Below are 21954 nucleotides of genomic sequence, written 5' to 3'. Positions count from 1 at the left end.
TAAACATGGCAGGACGCAAAGGTGGACGTGCGAAACGTCGTAAAGTGTGTTTCTTCACATCTAACGGCATCACTCGCATTGACTATAAAGATGTTGATTTATTAAAACGTTTCGTTTCTGAGCGTGGTAAAATTTTACCTCGTCGTGTAACAGGAACAAGCGCAAAATACCAACGCAAACTTACAGTTGCAATTAAACGTGCTCGTCAAATGGCACTTTTACCATATGTTGGTGAATAATAGCGTATGAAATGCACAGTAGAGTCCGACTCTACTGTGCATTTTGCTATGCTTTTCTTTTTGGAAAGAGAGGTTAAAAGATGAAACGTACAAGGCTTATTACAGAGGGAGCAGTATTATTAGCTGTATATGCGGTTTTACTTCTTGTATCCCTATATATTCCTATTTTAAGTATGGTTGTAACATTTGCGTTGCCATTACCATTTTTATTATTTATGGTAAGACACCCGTTTTCTAGTGCGTGTATGTTTTTTGTGTCTGCACTGTTTGTTACCATTATTGTGAGTTCGCCACTTAGTCTTGTAAAAACATGTATGTGCGGCATAATAGGTATTGCTTTAGGATATATGTATAAAAAGCAAAAAAGACCAGTGGAAATACTATTAGTAGGGACACTTGCATACTTGATTAGTTTTTTATTGATTTATATTGGAAGTGTCAAGTTTTTTAACATAGATTTAATGAAGCAAATGCAAGATATGTTTAAAGAAGGAATTGAACAAAGTGAGAAAATAATGACTGCTGCTGGTGCATCAATCACTGAGGAACAAAAAGATTTATTAGGGCAAATTAGTGACCTGCTTCGTATTCTCCTTCCAAGTTTACTTGTAATTGTTTCGGTAATGTATTCTTGGATTACGGTATTAATGGCGGGAAATGTTTTAAGAAGATTGAAGCATTCTGTAGTGCCGTGGCCTAAATTTCGAGATATGCAATTACCAAAGAATATCGTTTGGTATTACGTTATATTTATTGTACTTTCCACATTTATGAAAGTTGAATCAGATTCATATTTACACATAGTGTTTTCTAACTTATATTTCATCTTTTCAATGCTCCTTGTATTTCAAGGTTTTGTGTTTATAGCCTTTTTGGCGCATGCAAAAGGTTATACAAAAGCACTCCCTATTATTAGCTTTATTGTATGTATGTTTATTCCTATGTTGTTCCCTCTTGTGACAATCTTAGGTATAATTGACTTAGGTTTTTCATTGCGTTCTAAAATACAATCAAAATAAGTAATAGCGAGGGGACGTTATAGCAGCTTATTTCATACTATGTGGACCTGTAGTGAACGTTTAACGTGAAGGCGTTTAATCTGTTCAACTAACCAACAGCTACAAGTGGATTGTCTGCTAGCTGTGTTAGTTTTACTTTATAGGAGTTGGATCCATGCCTGAATTTTATAAGAGACAGCGTTTTTTATACCCTGTTTATGTATTGGCATTTTTTATGTTTGTGCTTATTACCATTCTTGGTTACTTTCACTGGCTAGTGGGGATGGCCACTTTTTGTATTTTTTGCATTGTACTGTTCTTTGTAATTCGTTTTGAACTTGCCTTTCAGAGGAATTTCGAAAAGTATACAACAGATATGATTACAAGGGTAAAGAAAGTAAGTAATGAAGCATTTAATCAAATGCCAATTGGTATTTTGTTATACAATAAGGATTATGGAATTGATTGGGCAAATCCTTATTTGTCTTCTTGTTTAGGACAGCATTCTTTAGCAGGATGGCATCTGTATGATGTATCAGAAACATTACTTCTTTTTATAAAAGGAGAAACTTCTGATGATATCGTATCTTTAAATAATCGCAAGTTCCGTGTGTTCGTAAGAAAAGAAGAAAAGTTAATTTATTTCTTTGATGTAACAGAGCAAACGGAAATCGAAAAGATGTATGAGGATCAGCGTACGGTTCTAGCGGTCATTTACTTGGATAACTACGATGAGGTTACACAAGGGTTAGATGATCAATTGCGTACGAATATAACAAGCCTTGTTACGTCACGTTTAAACGAATGGGCCATTAAATATGGTGCATATTTAAAACGTGCATCTTCAGAGAGATTCTTTGTTGTGTTAAATGAAAGCATTTTGGCACAAATGGAGAAAGGGAAATTCGATATTTTAGATCAAGTGCGCGAAGAAACGTCAAAACGAAATATTCCACTCACATTGAGTATTGGTGTTGGATCTGGTGATTTATCTTTATCAGAACTTGGAGCTATGGCTCAATCAGGTTTAGATCTCGCATTAGGAAGAGGTGGGGACCAAGTAGCTATTAAACAGGCGACTGGTAAGGTAAAGTTTTATGGCGGTAAGACGAATCCTGTTGAAAAACGTACACGCGTACGGGCACGAGTTATCTCTCATGCATTAAAAGATTTGGTATTGGAAAGTAGCAATGTTATTATAATGGGGCATAAAGCTCCAGATATGGATGCGATTGGTGCTGCAATTGGTATTTTAAAGGTAGCGCAATTAAATGAACGTGAAGGATATATTGTATTAGACGAGAACGATTCTGATAAGGGGATTAAACGCCTAATGGATAAGGTGAAGCAAAGTGAAGATCTATGGTCTCGCTTTATTACACCGCAGCAGGCTATGGAATTTGCAACAGATGATTCATTACTTGTTGTTGTTGATACACATAAGCCCTCAATGGTAATGGAGGAAAAACTGCTGCATAAGATTGAAAATGTAATTGTGATTGACCATCATCGGCGTGGTGAAGAATTCATTGAAGATCCACTTCTTGTCTATATGGAGCCATATGCTTCTTCGACAGCAGAGCTTGTAACGGAGCTTCTTGAATATCAACCAAAGCGTTTAAAAATGACGATGCTGGAAGCGACAGCACTACTTGCGGGAATTATAGTAGATACAAAAAGTTTTACATTCCGGACAGGTGCTCGTACATTTGATGCAGCTTCTTATCTACGTTCGCACGGAGCAGATACAGTTCTTGTGCAAGAATTGTTAAAAGAAGATATGCAGCAGTATTTAAGAATTGCAAAAACAATTCAAAATGCTTACATTTATAAAAATGGAATTGCGATTGCCAAAGTAGATGGTGATGAATATTACAATCAAGTGTTAATTGCGCAATCAGCTGATACGTTGTTGACGATGACAGGGGTAATTGCATCTTTTGTCATTGCAAAACGTGGGGAAAGCTTCATTGGAATTAGCGGACGTTCTTTAGGTGAAGTGAATGTGCAGCTAATTATGGAAAATCTAGGTGGCGGCGGACATTTAACAAATGCAGCTACACAGATGAAAAATATTACGGTAGATGAAGCTGAAGATAAACTTCAATTTGTTATTGATGACTATTTACAGGGAGGCACACAATCATGAAGGTAATTTTTCTAAAAGACGTAAAAGGTAAAGGGAAAAAAGGAGAAGTAAAAAACGTACCAGATGGTTATGCAAATAATTTCTTGTTAAAGCAAGGGTTAGCTGCAGAAGCAACTAATAGCAGCATGAAAACATTAGAGGCACAAAAACGTAAAGAAGAAAAAGATGCAGCAGCAGAACTTGAAAATGCAAAAAAATTAAAAGAAACTTTAGAGAAATTAACTGTAGAATTAAAAGCGAAATCTGGTGAAGGCGGTCGTTTATTTGGCTCTATCACAAGTAAACAAATTGTAGATGTAATGCAAAAAGCACATAATATTAAGCTTGATAAACGTAAATTTGAAATGGACGATGCAATTCGCGCATTAGGATATACAAACGTAACTGTAAAGTTGCATCCGCAAGTAACAGCAATAGTAAAAGTTCATGTTCGTGAACAATAAAAATAAGTTAGGCAAGGAGGATTGCGTATGAGTGACATACTTGCTGATCGTACCCCTCCGCATAATATAGAGGCTGAGCAGGCAGTGTTAGGGGCTATCTTTCTCGATCAAGATGCGTTAACAGCAGCTTCAGAATTGCTGCTACCGGAATCTTTTTATCGAACAGCGCATCAAAAGGTTTTTGGAGTTATGCTTGGATTATCTGATAAAGGAGAACCGATTGATTTAATTACCGTAACAGCAGCACTTGCTGATCAAGGGTTATTAGAAGAAATTGGTGGTGTTTCTTATTTAGCTGAATTAGCCGAAGCTGTTCCAACAGCAGCAAACGTAGAATACTACGCGCGCATTATTGCTGAAAAAGCGCTTTTACGTCGTTTGATTCGAACAGCAACCCATATTGTATCAGATGGATATGAAAGAGAAGATGATGTGGAAGGCCTTTTAAATGAGGCAGAAAAAAAGATATTAGAGGTATCACATCAGACAAATGCAAAAGCATTCCAAAATATTAAGGATGTTCTTGTAGATGCTTACGATAAAATTGAACTTTTGCATAATCAAAAGGGTGAAATCACAGGGATACCGACTGGATTTACTGAATTAGATAAGATGACAGCAGGGTTCCAGCGTAACGATTTAATCATCGTGGCAGCCCGTCCTTCGGTAGGGAAAACGGCTTTTTCACTGAATATCGCGCAAAACGTAGCGACTAAAACAGATGAAAATGTTGCGATCTTTAGTTTGGAGATGGGTGCAGATCAGCTTGTTATGCGTATGCTTTGTGCGGAAGGAAATATTGATGCGCAAAGGCTTCGTACTGGTTCATTAACTTCAGATGATTGGGCAAAATTGACAATGGCAATGGGAAGTCTTTCGAATGCTGGTATATATATCGATGATACACCAGGTATTCGAGTGAGTGAAATCCGGGCGAAATGTCGTAGATTAAAGCAAGAACAAGGGCTTGGAATGATTCTAATCGACTACTTGCAGCTTATTCAGGGAAGTGGGAAGTCAGGTGAGAACCGTCAGCAGGAAGTATCTGAAATTTCTCGTACATTAAAAGGAATTGCACGTGAATTACAAGTGCCTGTTATTGCCTTATCTCAGCTATCTCGTGGCGTTGAATCTCGTCAAGATAAACGTCCGATGATGTCTGATATTCGTGAATCAGGAAGTATTGAGCAAGATGCTGATATTGTGGCGTTCTTGTACCGTGAAGATTACTACGATCGTGAAACGGAAAATAAAAATACGATTGAAATTATTATTGCAAAACAACGTAATGGTCCGGTAGGGTCTGTCGAGCTCGCGTTTGTAAAGGAATTTAACAAATTCGTAAATTTAGAGCGTCGCTTTGATGATGGACATGCACCACCGGCATAGAAAAAGTATAAAAAAGAAACACATTTCTTATAATAAGGTGTGTTTCTTTTTTATGTATAAAAGATAGGGCTTTCATCGTGGGAATACAGAATTCTTACGAACAAAAATGATAAAATACAAAAAAATGTTCGTTTTTAAATTGACTTCTCTTTTCATTTTGGTACAATTATATTGTTTGAAAAGTTCGTTTGAAAATTGCGGAGGTGCTTGAATAATGTCTTCAGTAGTAGTTGTAGGAACACAGTGGGGCGATGAAGGAAAAGGTAAAATTACTGACTTTCTTTCTGAGCATGCGGAAGTAGTTGCAAGATATCAAGGTGGAAATAACGCGGGACATACAATTGTTTTCGGCGGAGTTAAATATAAGTTACACTTAATTCCATCTGGTATTTTCTATAAAGAGAAAATTTGTGTAATCGGAAACGGATTAGTAGTAGATCCGAAAGCATTACTTGAAGAGTTAAAATACTTACACGATCGTGGTGTAAGTACTGATAATTTACGTGTAAGTAACCGTGCACACGTTATTTTACCTTACCACTTAAAACAAGATGAATTAGAAGAAGCAAGTAAAGGTGATAACAAAATCGGTACAACGAAAAAAGGTATCGGTCCTGCATATATGGATAAAGCTGCTCGCATTGGTATTCGTATGGCTGATCTTTTAGACCGTGAAGCATTTAAAGAAAAGCTTGAGCGCAATTTAGTACAAAAAAATCGTTTATTTGAAAAGATGTACGATACAGAAGGTTTCAGCGTAGAAGAAATTTTCGAAGAGTACTTCGAGTACGGTCAACAAATCGCGCAATATGTATGTGATACATCTGTTGTATTAAATGATGCACTAGATAACAATCATCGTGTATTATTTGAAGGTGCACAAGGTGTTATGCTTGATATTGACCACGGTACGTACCCATTCGTTACATCTTCTAACCCAATTGCTGGTGGTGTAACAGTTGGAACTGGAGTTGGTCCTGCGAAAGTTACTCGCGTTGTAGGTGTATGTAAAGCATATACAAGCCGTGTAGGTGATGGTCCATTCCCTACTGAGCTTCATGATGAAATTGGTCACCAAATTCGTGAAGTTGGTCGTGAATATGGAACAACAACTGGTCGTCCGCGCCGCGTAGGTTGGTTTGATAGCGTTGTTGTAAGACATGCACGTCGTGTTAGTGGTTTAACAGATCTATCGTTAAATTCTATCGACGTTTTAACAGGAATTCCAACAGTTAAAATTTGTGTTGCTTACAAATATAACGGAGAACTTCTAGATGAAGTTCCAGCAAACCTAAACATTTTAGCGAAGTGTGAGCCTGTATACGAAGAGCTTCCAGGTTGGACAGAAGATATTACTGGTGTGAAATCATTAGATGAGCTTCCTGAAAACGCAAGAAATTACGTAGAACGTGTTTCTGAGTTAACAGGTATTCAATTATCTATGTTCTCAGTTGGACCAGATCGTAATCAAACAAACATCGTTCGTAACGTATACGAAGCTTAATTGATATAAGAAACTGATTTTTTTAAGAAAAAACTCATGCTCTCATGAGTTTTTTCTTATCTTTTATAAAAAAAGTAAAAAAGGTATTGCAAAAAGAAAAGTTTTTATGTTATGATAACTCTTGTCGTCACGAAATATGACGTTGGTGAGTATGAGCCATTAGCTCAGTTGGTAGAGCATCTGACTTTTAATCAGAGGGTCGAAGGTTCGAGTCCTTCATGGCTCACCATTTTATTTTTCGTGGCCCGTTGGTCAAGTGGTTAAGACACCGCCCTTTCACGGCGGTAACACGGGTTCGAATCCCGTACGGGTCATGTTTTTTTATATTTTTTGGTCCCGTGGTGTAGTGGTTAACATGCCTGCCTGTCACGCAGGAGATCGCCGGTTCGACCCCGGTCGGGACCGCCACTTTTGTTTATACCACCATTAGTGGTTTTATATATATGTTTTGGCTCGGTAGCTCAGTCGGTAGAGCAGAGGACTGAAAATCCTCGTGTCGGCGGTTCGATTCCGTCCCGAGCCACTCTCAGGATATTAGGTGGGCCCACTTAATATCCTTTTTATATTGTGCAATTTTACAAATGAGAGTAGTTATTTTACAATAGAATGAGGAGCCTCTAGCAGTTGAAGCTAGAGGTTTTTCTGTAGATCGTATAGGATTCCGTGTAAAAGTGGATCATACATGATTCTATGAGAATAGAGGAGAAAATACTTAAACAAAGGGTGGCGTAATATAGGGAAAGACTATATAAACATCAATGTGTTTGAGGATAATTGACCATATTTTTATGAGGAGGAAATACACGATGATGGGAAAGAAAATCTTAGTAGTTGATGATGAGAAGCCAATTGCAGATATTTTAAAATTTAACTTAGAAAAAGAAGGTTTTGAAATTGTAATGGCACATGATGGTGATGAGGCCATCGAGAAAGCAAACGAAGAACAACCTGATATGGTTTTATTAGATATTATGTTACCAGGAAAAGATGGACTAGAGGTTTGTCGTGAAATACGTAAAAGCTCTGAAATGCCAATTATTATGCTTACTGCGAAAGACTCTGAAATTGATAAAGTATTGGGACTTGAGCTTGGAGCAGATGATTATGTAACAAAACCATTTAGTACAAGGGAATTGTTGGCGCGTGTAAAAGCGAATTTACGTCGCCATCAGCAAGGCGGTACAGCAGAAAAAGAAGAAAATACAGAAATGGTTATTGGACCAATTGTTATTAATCCGAATGCATATAGTGTAACGAAACGTGAAGAAAGCATTGAGCTTACGCATCGTGAATTTGAGTTGCTACATTATTTAGCGAAGCATTTAGGACAAGTTATGACGCGAGAACATTTATTACAAACAGTTTGGGGTTACGATTATTTTGGGGACGTACGTACAGTAGATGTAACAGTACGTCGTTTGCGTGAAAAAATTGAAGATAATCCAAGTCATCCTACTTTAATTGTAACGAGACGTGGAGTAGGATATTACTTGCGTGACCCAGAGCAGGAATAGTATATGAAGAAAGTTGGTTTTTTTCAATCTATTCATTTAAAATTTGTGCTTATATATATGTTATTAATATTAATAGCAATGCAAGTTATTGGTGTATATTTTGTACGCGAACTAGAGAAAAGTCTTGTACAAAGTTTTAAGGATTCTTTAACGCAGCAAACAAATTTACTTTCTTATAATTTGAAGCAAGAATTCACAAAAAAGCGTGACAAAACAGAGTCAGTAGATGATGCAATTAGGAAGTCAATTACAGAATTTGCATCAGATCGCAAAAAAGATATTCAAGAGGTAAGTGTTATTGATGAACATAGACGTTTAATAGCAATCTCAGATTCTTCTAAGCAAAATAAGGTAAATAAGACAACGACAGACATAGCTGTCCAACGGGTACTTGTGCAAAAAAAAGCTGAGTCAAAGATTGAGAAAGATGGAAATACAGGCCATCGTGTTCAAGTTATGATTACTCCTATTGAAGGCGAGAATGGTAATCCTTATGGTGTCATTAAGATTGTTGCATCCATGGAAGACGTTTATAAACAGATGAAGGATATCAATCAAATTTTTGCGACTGGGACAGTAATTGCTTTATTAGTAACAGCAGTTCTTGGAATTTTATTAGCTCAGACAATTACAAGACCGATTTCAGATATGCGAAGACAAGCAATTGAAATGGCAAAAGGAAATTACTCTCGCAAAGTAAAAGTTCATAGTCATGATGAAATTGGACAATTGGCACTAGCTTTTAATAATTTATCAAAAAAATTACAACAAGCACGCTCTTCTACGGAAAGTGAAAGACGTAAGTTATCGTCAGTTTTATCACATATGACAGATGGTGTAATTGCTACAGATCGAAAGGGAGATATTATTTTATTAAATGATCCTGCTGAAAAGATGTTAAATGTTTCGCGTGAAACAGCACTTGATCAATCTGTCCTAGAGGTGTTAGGGATCCAAGAGGAGTTTACATTGGATCATCTATATGAAGAACCAGATTCAGTTTTATTAGATTTTAGTACGCGTAATGAACCATATATTTTGCGGGCTAGTTTTTCGGTTATTCAAAAAGAAACTGGTAAAGCGAATGGTTTAATCGCTGTATTGTATGATGTAACGGAACAAGAACGTATTGACCGTGAGCGCCGTGAATTTGTAGCGAATGTATCTCATGAGTTACGAACACCGTTAACAACTATGCGTAGTTATTTAGAAGCACTTACTGATGGTGCATGGCAAGATCCAAATATTGCACCACAATTTTTAACGGTTACACAAGAAGAAACAGAAAGAATGATTCGACTTGTAAATGCATTGCTGCAGTTATCTAAATTAGATAGTACAGAACATCGTTTAATGAAAGAGTGGGTAGACTTTACTGATTTCTTTAATAATATTATCGATCGTTTTGAAATGTCGAAGGAACAAAATGTTAGTTTCAAACGTTCTTTTTCTAAGAAATCTCGATTTATTGATATGGATGCAGACAAAATCACTCAAGTTTTATACAACATTATTTCAAATGCATTAAAATACTCTCCTGAAGGTGGAACGGTAACATATCGTTTACGCGATCGGGGAGATATGTTAGAAATTAGCGTCAGTGACCAAGGGATGGGAATTCCAAAAGAAAATGTAGAGAAGATTTTTGAGCGTTTTTATCGTGTTGATAAAGCGCGCTCGAGACAGATGGGCGGAACAGGTCTTGGTTTAGCTATTGCCAAAGAGATGATTGAAGCACATGGTGGATCTATTTGGGCGAAGAGTGAGGAAGGTAAAGGAACGACGATTTACTTTACTCTTCCAATGGCGAAGGAAGAAGAGGACGATTGGGAATGAATATGGAAAACTTTAAAACCATTGTTCTAATTAATCTAGTTGTCATTAGCCTGTTTCTTACCTTTAATTTATGGACATATGTACCTGATTCTAATTCAATGCAAAGTACCAAATTCGTCGAAGGTAATGCAGATGCACTAAAACAAGATATTTCAAATGTAATTGTTCCGTCTTCTATAATTGTTCATAAAGATAAGAAGCATTTCGTGAGTGAAAAGCAAGGGAATATAGACTTAATATATACAATTCTTGAGAAAGGACAATTACATGATTGGACGGATATCACAAATACAGTTTCTAAAGGTGATTTTCTTTCTTATGTACATGGGGAAGGGAAAATCGAAATTATATTTCCTACAGAGATTCCGTTTGATGCGATTAGAGGCGTGTTAACAATTAAGGATAAGAAGTTGGAAAATCGAAGCTTTGATCGTATCATTATTGATCCTTCAAGAAGCCGAGATCAAAATATTGAAGTGAATTTTGTTTCTTATGGCAATCGTGAAATCTATAAAATGACATTAACAGGTGTAAATGTAAAGGATATTGTAAATGCACAAAATCAATTTGTAGCATTGGCAAAACCTTATTTTGAGTATGATATAAATGATACGAAAAAAATATTCTTACCAGATGGAACGACAGAAATCAGTAGCCTACTCTATATCCCCACTTACTTGGGAATAGACTCGTTTAAGAATGCATTATTTAGTGATCCGCGTTATGCAACTCTTATTTCTGATAAGTCAGAAGAGACATACACAGATGGTATTCATTCTATGCAAATTAAACAGAGTGGTGTAATGCTAGAGTACACAAATTCATCTGTACCTAGTGATAGGCATATGCAAGATTCTCTCCTTGTACAAAAGAGTTTTGAATTTGTTAATGGGCATAGCGGTATAACAGAAGGCTATAGATTTAACTATATAAACTCCAAGGGAGAAACAAAATTTCGCTTGTATGAGGACGGCCTACCTGTATTTAATAAAGATGGGATGACGGAATTAAAACAAGTGTGGGGAGCAGAAGAATTAATTAGCTATAAAAGACCCTTATTTAAATTCAAAAGTATTAGTCCTGAAGATAAGAAGGTACTTCCAACTGGTTGGGTTGTTACTCAATCATTAGAAAATAATCCTGAGATAGATAAAAAATTGATTCAAAATATCGGAATTGGTTATAAATTAGTGCCAGAAAATGAACCATATGCTACAGGTGAAAAACCCCAAAGTGGAACTTTAAAACCAATTTGGTATGTGGAGTATGGGGAAAATCATGAAATGCGTGAGTGGAGTGAAGAGGAGGGGGGAAAGCTAATTGGACTGGAATAGAATTTAAACAATATTCATTGCTACCTTTTTTGTTTTAGACCTCTTTCTCGTGTTTCAATTCATTCAAAAGCAAGATAGTAACCAGTTAGAACTCATGACCGAAACACAAGTGGATCAGCAATTAAAAGCTGATAAAATTACGGTTGGTGATTTACCTAAGGAACCAAAGAAAGATTCCTTTATTATCGCGAAAAATAAGACTTTTAAAGAAGAGGATATTCACTCTTTGAAAAATCAAACCCCTAGCTTACACGATGATTCAAAAACAATTGTAAGTTACTTAAAGGAACCATTGTTAAACGCAAAAACACCATCTAAAGATAAGTATAGTGAGTTTTTGAAAAATTACGTGTTAGATGGACAAAAGTATGAGTTTGGGAAGGCGGATGGATCGAACATTTATTTCTTTCAAAAGTATAAAGATAAACCTATTTTTTATAATGAACAAGGGATGATTGTTGTTGATTTAAATGAGAAGAATGAGATTGTTTCGTATAAGCAAACCATGTTAACTGATTTAGAAGAAATGGGTGAAAATGAAAAGGCAAAAGAGCAAGAAATTATTACAGCTCAAACAGCTTTAGAAAATTTATACTTGAAGAATGAAATAAAGAAAAATACGCATTTTAAAGAAGGAAAAATTGGCTATGCAACTATTGTTGCTCTGCATGAGTCTAATAAACAAGTACTTGCTCCAACATGGAATTTAAAAACAGAGCAAAAAGAGGATTTCTTTGTGAATGCTATTGAAGGACAAGTTATTAAGTTAGTAAAGAAGGAAAAGGAAAACGAAAAGAATAATGGAGTGAGCGGGAATGAGTCTGCATTTTAGTGTACTTGCAAGTGGCAGTACAGGAAATGCGTTATATGTAGGAACTGAGAAACAAAAATTGCTTGTTGATGCAGGATTGAGTGGTAAAGCGACAGAGGCTTTATTTAAGCAAGCAGAGTTAAATATCCAAGATATATCAGGTATTCTCGTAACACATGAACATAGTGATCATATTAAGGGTCTTGGTGTTTTAGCACGGAAGTATCAGCTACCTGTGTACGCAAACGAAAAAACGTGGGATGCAATGGAACATTTAATCGGGAACATTCCAACTGATCAAAAATTTATTTTCTCAATTGGTGATGTAAAAACATTTGGAGATATTGAAGTTGAGTCATTTGGCGTATCTCATGATGCGGCAGAACCAATGTTTTACGCTTTTCATCATAATGATAGAAAATTAGCTCTTATTACAGATACGGGTTATGTAAGTGATCGTATGAAGGGGATTATTAAAGGAGCAAATGCTTTTGTATTTGAAAGCAATCATGACGTTGAAATGCTTCGTATGGGACGCTATCCGTGGAGTATTAAAAGACGTATTTTAAGTGATGTAGGTCACGTTTCCAATGAAGATGCTGCACTCGCGATGACGGATGTTATCACAGACGAGACGAAACATATTTATTTAGCGCATTTAAGTTTAGATAACAACATGAAAGAATTAGCACGTATGTCTGTAGCACAAGTTCTGGAAGAAAAAGGTTTTGGGGTTGGGGAATCGTTTGAAATACATGATACTGATCCAAAGAATCCCACGAAAATTCAATACGTATAATTCTTGATTTTAGTAAACAATAAAGGTGAATATAGTTGTTTTCAGGAAGATAGGTGAACAAGTATGTCCTTTATTGATGAAGAAGAGTTTCGTATGAAAAGAACAAACAAAAGGAAGCACAAAGGTATCATTATTTCTAGCGTAGCAGGAACAATCGTTGGGGCTTCATTATTTGCGTTTGGGGCCCCTTTGTTTTCTGAATCTGGAACTGGCTCTTTACAGCAAGCTGAGGCAAGTGATGGGAATGTGGCAGTTAAACAATCACAAACAGCGAATCACTCTGGTTTGGTAGATGCTGTTGATCGTACATCAGAAGCGGTTGTTGGTGTAATAAACATCCAGCGTGATAATTTTTCGGAGGCAGATTCAGAAGCTGGAACAGGATCAGGCGTCATTTATAAGAAAACAGATAGTCATGCTTATATCGTAACGAACCATCATGTTGTTGCCGGGGCGAATCGCATTGAGGTAAGCTTAAGCAATGGCAAAAAGATTCCTGCTAAAATATTGGGTAGCGATGTAGTCACAGATTTAGCTGTTTTAGAAATAGATGCAAAGCCTGTAAAGAAGGTAATTGAGATTGGTGATTCTAATACGCTTCACCGAGGAGAGCCAGTTATTGCAATTGGGAATCCACTTGGATTACAATTTTCAGGGACCGTAACGCAAGGGATTATTTCTGCAAATGAGCGAATTGTTCCTGTAGATTTAGACCAAGATGGGCATTATGATTGGCAAGTGGAGGTATTACAAACTGATGCTGCTATTAACCCAGGGAATAGCGGTGGAGCACTTGTAAATGCGGCAGGACAACTAGTTGGGATCAACTCGATGAAAATCGCGGCAAAAGAAGTAGAAGGAATTGGATTAGCCATTCCTGTTACAAGAGCAGTTCCTGTTATGAATGAGCTTGAAAAATACGGAAAAGTAAGAAGACCGTATGTTGGAATTGAACTTAGATCACTAAATGAAATTCCGAATTATTATTGGTCTAAAACATTGCATTTACCAGATAGTGTAACAGATGGGGTTTGTATTTTAGATGTGAAGAGTCCATCGCCTGGTACGGATGCAGGGCTCAGAGAATATGATGTAATTGTAGCAGTAGATGGAAAACCAATACATGATATTATTGGTTTTCGAACGGCCTTATATAATAAAAAAATCGATGATAAAATGACTCTTACGTTTTATCGTGGTACTAAACGAGCAACAACAACGGTTAAGTTAGCCAGTCAAAATTATTAAAAAACAGGAGGACTGCCCTCCTGTTTTCTATTGTGAAAAAGTGAGGTGAGAACTATGAATTTACCTTGTTGTTTAGAGCATGTAGAATTAGCGCTAGATATTATTGTGGATGAATGTGAAGTAGCACCAGTTATTAACAATGTGGATAACTCGGAAAAAGAACAAAAAACATGTGAATTTTGTCAAAAAAAGGCGACATATGTTGTATCGAACACAGATTCTCACACAATATGTGGGTAATGTTTGTGGATATGTGGATAAGTTTTGTGGATAACGTGTTTGTAAGGTGGGGAATACATGTGAATATCTCGGTTATATCAATCGGAAAACTAAAGGAAAAATATTTAAAACAAGGTATTGCAGAATACTTAAAACGATTATCATCTTATGCCAAAGTAGAAGTTATTGAATTACCAGATGAGAAAGCACCGGAAAACTTAAGTGAAGCAGAAATGTTAATTGTAAAAGAAAAAGAGGGCATACGTATATTGGATAAAATTTCAGATGATACGCATGTCATTGCGCTGGCTATTGAAGGTAAACAAAAATCATCAGAAGAATTTGCTGAAGGGCTAGATCGCCTTGCTACATATGGGAAAAGTAAAATAGCATTTGTAATTGGAGGGTCACTTGGACTGAGTTCAGAAGTGATGAAGCGCTCTAATGAATCCCTTTCATTCTCAAAGATGACATTACCGCATCAATTGATGAGACTAGTGCTTTTAGAGCAAGTGTATCGAGCATTTCGGATTAATCGTGGGGAACCGTATCATAAGTAAGCACATAGTTATTTGAGGAAGAAGTATCAAAGAATAAGATAATGTCTTTGATACTTCTTTTTTTTATATCATCAGAATGATTCACAAAGATACGATCAATCAGTGTGTGTAGAAAATGTTTCTGTTTTTCTGCAGGTAATGTAGGTAAAAGTTTTGAAAAAGCGGAAAGCGTATCAAAGACTTTATCAAAGGAAACTTCTTTGATAGTAGGTTCTTGTAATTTTTGTTCTACGTATTGTCTTCTACCTTTTAACTGAGTTAATTCTTGGTTTAATGATTCAAGTTTATTTGCTAATAAATCTCCTGGAATTTTAGTAGCCTCAAATAGATTAAAGTATCTGTTGATATTTTTTTCTGTAGAAGAAATCTGTTCATTGGTAGTTTTTAATTCGTTTTTTAAAGGTTGAAGATGCTTACTTATTTTATTATTAACATTATCGATAATATCTTGAAGAATTAGCGGATCAGAAACAATTTCTTCTAACTTTTCAAATACATATTGTTCTGCATAATCTGCTCGAATTAAATTAGATTTACATACCGCCGATCCCTTGTAATGAAAATTTCCGCACTGATAATATCTAATATATTCATTAGTGCTAGGTGACTTTCTTATTTTATGACCAATCATTCCTTGTCCGCACATTGGACATCTTAAAAGTGTTGTCAGAGGGAAGTTTCCTATAAATGTTTTTGTTGGCTTATTTGATTTTCGTTTCAAAAGTGTTTGAGTTTTTTGCCAGGTGTTTTCATCAATAATGGCTGTGTGTTCTCCTTTGACAATTATAGGATCTTGATTGTTTCCTTTTCTTCTTTTTTCACTCCATTCTGTAACCTTATTAAATGATATATAACCTGCGTACGCTGAATTATGAAGAATTGTCCGAACTGAATTTGTAGAAAACGCCATATTTCTTTTTGTTTTATGCCCTTCATGATTTAGTTGATTAGCAATTGCTTTGTATCCTTTTCCATTTAAATAGAGATGAAAGATTTTCTTTACTAATTCGGCTTCACTTTCAACGATAACAAGTTGTTTATTTTTAGAGGTATATCCAAGCATACTACCTCCGTTCCATTTTCCTTCTCTAGCCCTCTGTTTCATTCCCATCTTTACATTATCTACAATCGTATTTCGTTCTAATTCAGCAAAAGTCCCCATCATCTGCATCATTGCTTTTCCAGTGGCAGTTGAGGCATCGATTGATTCGCTTACACTAGAGAATAAAACATTATTATTATCAAAATAGTCAATGAGTTGTAGGAAATCTAATTGTTTACGTGATAATCGAGATATCTTCCAAACGATAATCATGTTAAATTTATGATTTTTACAGTCATTTAGTAATTGTTGTAAGGCAGGACGCTCAGTCGATTTACCACTAAACCCGTCATCTTTGTAAGTGTTATAAATATCATATTTATGACTTTTACAGTAGTCTGTTAAAGTTTTTACTTGCCCTTCAATTGAATATCCTTCTTCGGCTTGTTCTTCTGTTGATACTCTTACGTACAGAGCAACTTTCATGTATTTCCCTCCATTTTTGAATTAATTAATAAATTTCCATATTCAATTGTAAGCATGTTCAATCGAAGGATGTCAAATTGATAATGACAAAAATGGTGGATTTTAAAAAATATTTTTAGATAGTACTAACGAGTTTGATTGTTGTATTAAATAGTTGATATGATGGTGAACAATAAAAGGAACTAAGAGAGGTAAAATGAATATGGAAGAGAAGAATGATCTTGATGTTTATGAAGTTTTAATTGAGAGCATATCGTGCGTATTGTATGAAGTATTCCTAGAAAAAGGAGAGTAAGAAAAAGGAAAATATGGTACTATATTTTTCTTCTTAACTTGTTCTTTTGTGTTAATATGATTTTTTATATTAATACAATGATTTGAGGTAGAAAATATGAGAGTAACTTTGGATATTTTAAAGTCTGATCCAAAAGGTTCTTGGAAAAAATTAATAAGAGATATTTCAAAATTACCTATTTATGAAGAAGTTGTAGCTAATGCAGATATGGAAAAGTTAATTGCGTATATAGAAAGCTTTTTTAAATGTAAGGATTATTTAGTTATAAAATTGATAATAAATCCAAAAACTGTTTACTTTGTTCATAGGGATGGGCTCTTTGTAATGAAGCCTGAAGTTTATCTGACAGATGAAAACTGGGAACAGATTAAAGAGTTGAGGAAAGATGTTGTAAAAAGAGAGGCAAAAGAAATGCAAAAAAAGGAACAACAAGTATAGGTTTAAATACTTATAATATATGATTTTTCTACTGATTAAAGGATATTTAAGCAAAGTTGAAAAATAACCTTGATTCTGGGAGTCGATGTGTTCGAAGCGGTAGAGGATAAAGTATATATTATAAATTTGTAAACCATCCCCCTGTTGCATGTTTAATATGTGTATTAATTATTTAAATATATATAAGTTGTCTGTGAGGTAATTATTATAATTGTTGTTTCTATTATATTGAATAGATATCATAATTATCTAGTATAAGATTCTCTATATCTAGACGCACGATATGGAGGATTATTTATTTTCAGGAAGCTTTACAAGGGTTCAGCAAAGATTTAATTGCTTCGTGCAAAGTAACTGAGACTTCAACGACAATTAGCCGTCTATTTTATGAGGGTTTACGAAGTCATACAAGGTTCGTTGTTTTTTTGCTCCTTTGCTATAAATAAAGAAATGCTGTCCGTTAGAATCGAACTTGGGCGGTCCTAGTGATGTCTAAGAGTGAGAGGTTAGGATAAAATCTCACTTTTATTTAATGGTATTTTGAGTGCTTCAAAAATGAGGGGAAGAGTTAATATTTTCTTGGTTAGACTGCCTATGTGAGTGGATGCATATAAGTACATATATTGTTTGTATGAGGTTGTCATTAAATATATATACTTATGTCATTACTAGTACATAGGCATGTGTACTTGCGGGGCAGGGGGCTTGGAACTTTAGCTATAAGTCCTTGGGGGCGTATGTCTATACGATGTCCTGTCTTGCTATGTATACATATGAGAGAGCATGTAACGGCATACATACTCTTAGTTGGTCCACGTCTTGTCTACGTGTCACACCTGCGAAGAAGGGATGCAAATGGTCAGGTATTACATTATCTATATGGTTGAATGAGAAGAATGTTTCTAGTGTTTAGCCATCTATTAAGCACGAGGAGTCATTGTCTTTCACACGATAGTACCATGATAAAAGAGTGCTTCATCTTCATGAGCAGTGTAGACATATCGAATGAAGTTACGTAGTCGTTTGGCCAATAGTTGAATGTAACTGTATTATGACTTTATTGTACGTTAATATCGTAGATCTCCTTTCGTTTAACATGTTTTATTAAACAGTACTTTTTTCTTCTCTCGTACGGCTCGTATTAATGTACTTTTACTAATGCCTGTTATCTCTTCTACTTGTTTGTATGAGTTTGTCTCTAATAGCTGCAGTGCATGTGCTATCTGCTTTTTATTGTATTTCTTTGGCCGTCCTTCCTTAAAGTCTTCACGTTGCTTGGCTATGGCTTTGCCCTCTTGTGTTCTCTCAACTATTAGGTTGCGCTCCATTTCCGCCACGGCTAACAGTGTTTGTAAGAAGAAGTTACCCATCGTTGTATCTTCCATGAGCCCTACATTCAGAACATGAACTCTTACTTTCTTTTCGAATAATTCTTCTATGATTGTAATGCCTTCTTTTGTGTTACGAGCCAATCTATCTAGTTTTGTTACAACGAGAGTATCTCTAGGCTCTAATTTTGATAGCAACTCTTGGAATTGCGGTCTGTCTACGCTTGTTCCTGTGAATTTTTCAGAATAGATTTCTTCGCAACCTTCCTTTTCTAATATTTGAATTTGGGATTCAAGATCTTGCTGCAATGTACTTACTCTTGCATATCCATATTTCATATGTAAAATCCCCCTTTTTCTCCGTTTATTTATGACACTAAGTTATGACACTGTGTGACACCTTGATATTATCACTTTTGGAAATCAGTGTCAAAACTTTTAAGTTATGATCCCCTTTTCTATTTCATTTGTTTATAGTAGGTAAATATTTAGGGTGAATAGGGATAATTGAATGGAGATTGAAATAGAAAGGAATGGATTAATTAGGATTAAAACTAAAATAAGTATAGGGAATAATTGTATAAATAAAATTAGTAATAAAAATAAAAATGTTATATCTTTATATAGGGAAATAAAATTTTGGAGGTTGTTATGGATAATTGGAAACAATTATATGAAACGGTTATTAAAAAAAGGAATGATTTTACCATCTATTTTGGCCTTATATTAATTTTATTGTCCTTTTTATACGCTCGCGGATTAATTAATTTATCAGTTGCATCCTTTTTTGGGTTCTCCTTAAGTGGTATTGCTATGGTGTATTTAGACATGGTTGAATTTGCTAAAAAGGTTGCAAGCTCTATATGGTTAAGAAGGATATTTGAATTGCTTGAGGTCTTTTTGTATCTAGTTTTTATGAGTGGAATTTTAATAATTCCTAATCTTAAATTGTTACAATCGGGGAGGTTAGAGACATATTTAACTGAGAACTCCAATGCTTTTACAATCCTGGCTTTAGCCTTTACTATATTGCTTATGGGACTTAAAAGTCAGTATGAAGGTAATAACTTATATAAAAAATTGTTAAGTAAACATAGTGAGTAAATATATATGATTCTTGTTTCGCTTTCTATTTGTGTTATCGAAAATAAGTAATAAATAAAAGCAGAAAGTTTTCATAACCCCCAACGATTTAATTGATTCTGCTACATACTTAATGGTTTCCTATCGTATTTACTTTCCTAGAATATGCAATAAAAACATGTTCTTTTTAGCAAATTGGAAAATTTGAGCTATCGAATATAAAGTAAATAGGATATTTTTCTAACGATATCTAAAAAACTCTATGCGCGAGTGGGATGTTGGTTACGTAAAGAGCTTAGTAGGCAGATTTGAAAGAAATTATGAAAATCAAAGGGATCATTGCATGAATATATATGATATGTAGATAGAAAACACGCACTAACATTTATGATTATTGGAAATTCCTATCGTAGTTTTTATAGAAAGTTTTCTAGATGAAACCACACGATTTGAGTGTCCATATGGTTTCGATGTAGAATTAACAACATAATACAAACGAGAGAAAACGTTGATATGATAGTGTTCACACTGTGTATATTTACGTTTTTTTATTTGTAAAGATTAAATGAGATAAAGGGGAATGTAGTATGGGAAACAATTGTGAATTTAAGAGTCGGAATATTACGAAAAATAAGGGTGAAGAATTATTATTTTGGTGTACAAAATGCAGAAGATGGAAAGTGAAAGAGGAATTCTACAAGATAAATTACATGTGCAAGGTGTGTAGAAATAAAAAGATAGCTGAAAAACGAAAAGCTGAAAAGGAGAAAAATCTAGCAGAATTCTTATTAAGGGAATCATGTAAGTTAGCGATTCAAAGAAGTCGAAGTAAGAAGAAAAAAGGTTATGAGAATGTAAAATGTGAATGGGATAGTTGGCGTGATATGTATGAGGATTTAAAGAATAAGAAATTATTTAAGGATGATTGGAAACATCAAACTGAAATTTATAAGGAGTGGGGAGAGGATCAAGTAGACAGACCAACAATCGATCGAATTGATCCACAAGGTGATTACTCCTTGGAGAATATTCAATGCTTAAGTTATCAAGAAAATGTATTGAAGGATAAAAATACTGTAACCAATGTTTTCTACTATGATGAGGAGGGAAGATTAACATATCAGCCATATAAAACAGTAAAGCAAGCGGTCAGCGACTTAGGAGTTAATTATGAAAGGTTTAGAAGAAATAGGGATGCTAAAGTACCTGTATTTTTGGAAGGAAAGCCATTATTCATACAGAGTAGTAACTCCTAAAAAGAAGTTAAAAAAATGACCCAACATAATTAAAATAGAAAGGAATATATACATAAATTGTTCGACACTATTATCCTTAAATCAACCAATATCGAGATAGATATAAATATTTTAAATCAGTACGAATATAAAGATTTTAGCTATTATGATAGTAATAAGAATTTAATAACTAAAATAGAGTTCCAATTAGAGTACTTACATATAAAGTACTATTTACAAACAAAAACGCTTGCTATAACTGCATCTGTAGCACGGGTTATAAATAAAATAAATAATCTTATCCAAGGTATATTTGAATTAGAAACCTTTTGGAGAAACCTAGATGAATTATTATTAAATTATCTGCAAATAACTGTAGATAAAGAAGAATGGACTGTTTCTAGGCTTGATACAACGCATGATATTCAAACAAAAAATATTGAACAAGCAGTTGAGAAATTATCAAAACTCTCCTTTTCAAAATATACCAAGAATCTTTATAACGACAATGAAGGGATTACTTTTTCTAATAAAACAAGTGCAATTGTTATTTATAATAAACAAGAACAATATAGGTCAATTAAAGAAAATGAGGCTAATATTCAAGCTGCTGCTAACATACTTCGAATCGAGATTCGTCCATCTCGCTATACAATGAAACAGTATGATTCAACGAGAAAAGCAGTGAATCTGCTCACTAGGGAATACGCAGAATATATATTAGAGAAATATCATTTCAAGGATCTTATGACTCAAATAAAGAAACACAATAGGAAGAAGAATTTCACTCCTTTATCTGTATCTAACATTAAAAATATTGAAACTGCTGCAGGATTTAATTATCTAATAAATACATATGGTGAAAAGAAAGTTAAAGAATCAATGACACTTAGTACGTTTAAAAATAGAAAGCGTTTAATAAAGAATTTAAATCTATGACCCTTTATTAAGAGAAGAAATTAGGGTATAAAGGGGATGTATGAAGAACCATTGTTATTATTAAT

20 protein-coding genes and 4 tRNA genes are annotated in these 21954 nt (G+C 34.7%); 22 read left to right on the top strand and 2 right to left on the bottom strand.

All coding sequences use genetic code 11. The features are described 5' to 3' along the window. The first annotated feature begins 5 nt into the window (after window positions 1–5). The 18 genes from rpsR (at window position 6) to rlmH (ending at window position 15043) form a co-directional block, all read left to right on the top strand. Complete coding sequence (gene rpsR / locus COO03_RS00430; RefSeq protein ID WP_000918874.1) at window positions 6–239, top strand: 30S ribosomal protein S18; 234 nt, start codon at window positions 6–8, stop codon at window positions 237–239. 80 nt (window positions 240–319) lie between these two features. After that, the gene (locus tag COO03_RS00425) at window positions 320–1258 is read left to right on the top strand and encodes a YybS family protein (RefSeq protein WP_097894514.1); all 939 of its coding nucleotides are present in this window, start codon (window positions 320–322) and stop codon (window positions 1256–1258) included. A gap of 154 nt (window positions 1259–1412) precedes the next feature. Then, a complete protein-coding gene (locus COO03_RS00420) occupies window positions 1413–3386 on the top strand; it encodes a DHH family phosphoesterase (protein ID WP_097894513.1) in 1974 nt (657 codons plus the stop codon). Continuing rightward, entirely contained in the window at window positions 3383–3829 is a 447-nt protein-coding gene (gene rplI / locus COO03_RS00415) for a 50S ribosomal protein L9 (protein WP_097894512.1), read from the top strand. The genes COO03_RS00420 and rplI overlap by 4 nt, the downstream gene beginning before the upstream one ends. A gap of 27 nt (window positions 3830–3856) precedes the next feature. Beyond that, complete coding sequence (gene dnaB / locus COO03_RS00410; protein WP_097894511.1) at window positions 3857–5218, top strand: replicative DNA helicase; 1362 nt, start codon at window positions 3857–3859, stop codon at window positions 5216–5218. Between the two features lie 214 nt (window positions 5219–5432). Beyond that, window positions 5433–6722, top strand: coding sequence for an adenylosuccinate synthase (locus tag COO03_RS00405; RefSeq protein ID WP_097894510.1), 1290 nt, complete (start codon window positions 5433–5435; stop codon window positions 6720–6722). 153 nt (window positions 6723–6875) lie between these two features. Beyond that, window positions 6876–6951 (top strand) — tRNA-Lys (locus COO03_RS00400). Window positions 6952–6964: 13 nt separating this feature from the next. After that, window positions 6965–7036: transfer RNA gene (locus COO03_RS00395), tRNA-Glu, on the top strand. Window positions 7037–7054: 18 nt separating this feature from the next. After that, window positions 7055–7130 (top strand) — tRNA-Asp (locus tag COO03_RS00390). 42 nt (window positions 7131–7172) lie between these two features. After that, a tRNA-Phe gene (locus COO03_RS00385) sits at window positions 7173–7245 on the top strand. Window positions 7246–7528: 283 nt separating this feature from the next. After that, a complete protein-coding gene (walR, locus tag COO03_RS00380; protein WP_097894509.1) occupies window positions 7529–8236 on the top strand; it encodes a cell wall metabolism DNA-binding response regulator WalR in 708 nt (235 codons plus the stop codon). A gap of 3 nt (window positions 8237–8239) precedes the next feature. Further along, window positions 8240–10072, top strand: coding sequence for a cell wall metabolism sensor histidine kinase WalK (gene walK / locus COO03_RS00375; RefSeq protein WP_097894508.1), 1833 nt, complete (start codon window positions 8240–8242; stop codon window positions 10070–10072). Beyond that, window positions 10069–11406, top strand: a complete 1338-nt coding sequence (locus tag COO03_RS00370; RefSeq protein WP_097894507.1) for a YycH family regulatory protein — start codon at window positions 10069–10071, stop codon at window positions 11404–11406. Before walK ends, COO03_RS00370 begins: the two co-directional genes overlap by 4 nt. 10 nt (window positions 11407–11416) lie before the next feature. Further along, a complete protein-coding gene (locus COO03_RS00365; protein WP_097894506.1) occupies window positions 11417–12238 on the top strand; it encodes a two-component system regulatory protein YycI in 822 nt (273 codons plus the stop codon). Then, entirely contained in the window at window positions 12222–13016 is a 795-nt protein-coding gene (locus COO03_RS00360) for an MBL fold metallo-hydrolase (protein ID WP_097894505.1), read from the top strand. Before COO03_RS00365 ends, COO03_RS00360 begins: the two co-directional genes overlap by 17 nt. A 63-nt stretch (window positions 13017–13079) precedes the next feature. Next, window positions 13080–14264, top strand: a complete 1185-nt coding sequence (locus tag COO03_RS00355) for a S1C family serine protease (RefSeq protein WP_097894504.1) — start codon at window positions 13080–13082, stop codon at window positions 14262–14264. Window positions 14265–14318: 54 nt separating this feature from the next. Continuing rightward, window positions 14319–14504 (top strand): CxxH/CxxC protein, encoded by a 186-nt coding sequence (locus COO03_RS00350; protein ID WP_097894503.1) that lies wholly within the window; start codon window positions 14319–14321, stop codon window positions 14502–14504. Between the two features lie 59 nt (window positions 14505–14563). Beyond that, window positions 14564–15043, top strand: a complete 480-nt coding sequence (gene rlmH / locus COO03_RS00345) for a 23S rRNA (pseudouridine(1915)-N(3))-methyltransferase RlmH (protein ID WP_097894502.1) — start codon at window positions 14564–14566, stop codon at window positions 15041–15043. On the opposite strand, the gene COO03_RS00340 is transcribed toward rlmH, so the two are convergent. Further along, window positions 15015–16571, bottom strand: a complete 1557-nt coding sequence (locus COO03_RS00340; RefSeq protein WP_097894501.1) for a recombinase family protein — start codon at window positions 16569–16571, stop codon at window positions 15015–15017. The two genes, rlmH and COO03_RS00340, sit on opposite strands and share 29 nt — an antisense overlap. Window positions 16572–16962: 391 nt before the next feature. Here COO03_RS00340 and COO03_RS00335 point away from each other — a divergent pair, with 391 nt between their 5' ends. After that, window positions 16963–17304, top strand: a complete 342-nt coding sequence (locus COO03_RS00335) for a hypothetical protein (RefSeq protein WP_061687890.1) — start codon at window positions 16963–16965, stop codon at window positions 17302–17304. Window positions 17305–18395: 1091 nt separating this feature from the next. On the opposite strand, the gene COO03_RS00330 is transcribed toward COO03_RS00335, so the two are convergent. Next, window positions 18396–18971 carry a recombinase family protein gene (locus COO03_RS00330; protein ID WP_097894500.1) on the bottom strand — a complete coding sequence of 192 codons (576 nt, stop codon included), beginning with the start codon at window positions 18969–18971 and terminating at the stop codon, window positions 18396–18398. A gap of 312 nt (window positions 18972–19283) precedes the next feature. Here COO03_RS00330 and COO03_RS00325 point away from each other — a divergent pair, with 312 nt between their 5' ends. From COO03_RS00325 to COO03_RS00315, 3 genes are all read left to right on the top strand, one after another. Continuing rightward, window positions 19284–19736: a hypothetical protein gene (locus COO03_RS00325; RefSeq protein ID WP_097894499.1), complete on the top strand. Its 453-nt coding sequence runs from the start codon at window positions 19284–19286 to the stop codon at window positions 19734–19736. A gap of 566 nt (window positions 19737–20302) precedes the next feature. Then, the gene (locus COO03_RS00320) at window positions 20303–20971 is read left to right on the top strand and encodes a hypothetical protein (RefSeq protein ID WP_097894498.1); all 669 of its coding nucleotides are present in this window, start codon (window positions 20303–20305) and stop codon (window positions 20969–20971) included. Between the two features lie 57 nt (window positions 20972–21028). After that, complete coding sequence (locus COO03_RS00315; RefSeq protein WP_097894497.1) at window positions 21029–21889, top strand: phage/plasmid replication domain-containing protein; 861 nt, start codon at window positions 21029–21031, stop codon at window positions 21887–21889. Window positions 21890–21954 lie beyond the last annotated feature (65 nt).

Source organism: Bacillus sp. AFS098217 (assembly GCF_002551815.1).
GTDB lineage: Bacteria > Bacillota > Bacilli > Bacillales > Bacillaceae_G > Bacillus_A.
The sequence above is the reverse complement of the archived record's forward strand: the minus strand, read 5'-3'. Positions and strand labels throughout refer to the sequence as shown.

What these genes read in the sequence shown, in the direction of transcription:
- rplI (WP_097894512.1), top strand. Translation starts at nt 3,383, where the DNA reads ATGAAGGTAATTTTTCTAAAAGACGTAAAAGGTAAAGGGAAAAAAGGA.
- COO03_RS00360 (WP_097894505.1), top strand. Translation starts at nt 12,222, where the DNA reads ATGAGTCTGCATTTTAGTGTACTTGCAAGTGGCAGTACAGGAAATGCG.
- COO03_RS00330 (WP_097894500.1), bottom strand. Translation starts at nt 18,971, where the DNA reads ATGAAATATGGATATGCAAGAGTAAGTACATTGCAGCAAGATCTTGAA.
- COO03_RS00405 (WP_097894510.1), top strand. Translation starts at nt 5,433, where the DNA reads ATGTCTTCAGTAGTAGTTGTAGGAACACAGTGGGGCGATGAAGGAAAA.
- walR (WP_097894509.1), top strand. Translation starts at nt 7,529, where the DNA reads ATGATGGGAAAGAAAATCTTAGTAGTTGATGATGAGAAGCCAATTGCA.
- COO03_RS00420 (WP_097894513.1), top strand. Translation starts at nt 1,413, where the DNA reads ATGCCTGAATTTTATAAGAGACAGCGTTTTTTATACCCTGTTTATGTA.
- COO03_RS00355 (WP_097894504.1), top strand. Translation starts at nt 13,080, where the DNA reads ATGTCCTTTATTGATGAAGAAGAGTTTCGTATGAAAAGAACAAACAAA.
- COO03_RS00350 (WP_097894503.1), top strand. Translation starts at nt 14,319, where the DNA reads ATGAATTTACCTTGTTGTTTAGAGCATGTAGAATTAGCGCTAGATATT.
- COO03_RS00335 (WP_061687890.1), top strand. Translation starts at nt 16,963, where the DNA reads ATGAGAGTAACTTTGGATATTTTAAAGTCTGATCCAAAAGGTTCTTGG.
- rpsR (WP_000918874.1), top strand. Translation starts at nt 6, where the DNA reads ATGGCAGGACGCAAAGGTGGACGTGCGAAACGTCGTAAAGTGTGTTTC.
- COO03_RS00340 (WP_097894501.1), bottom strand. Translation starts at nt 16,571, where the DNA reads ATGAAAGTTGCTCTGTACGTAAGAGTATCAACAGAAGAACAAGCCGAA.
- COO03_RS00370 (WP_097894507.1), top strand. Translation starts at nt 10,069, where the DNA reads ATGAATATGGAAAACTTTAAAACCATTGTTCTAATTAATCTAGTTGTC.
- walK (WP_097894508.1), top strand. Translation starts at nt 8,240, where the DNA reads ATGAAGAAAGTTGGTTTTTTTCAATCTATTCATTTAAAATTTGTGCTT.
- COO03_RS00320 (WP_097894498.1), top strand. Translation starts at nt 20,303, where the DNA reads ATGGGAAACAATTGTGAATTTAAGAGTCGGAATATTACGAAAAATAAG.
- COO03_RS00325 (WP_097894499.1), top strand. Translation starts at nt 19,284, where the DNA reads ATGGATAATTGGAAACAATTATATGAAACGGTTATTAAAAAAAGGAAT.
- COO03_RS00425 (WP_097894514.1), top strand. Translation starts at nt 320, where the DNA reads ATGAAACGTACAAGGCTTATTACAGAGGGAGCAGTATTATTAGCTGTA.
- dnaB (WP_097894511.1), top strand. Translation starts at nt 3,857, where the DNA reads ATGAGTGACATACTTGCTGATCGTACCCCTCCGCATAATATAGAGGCT.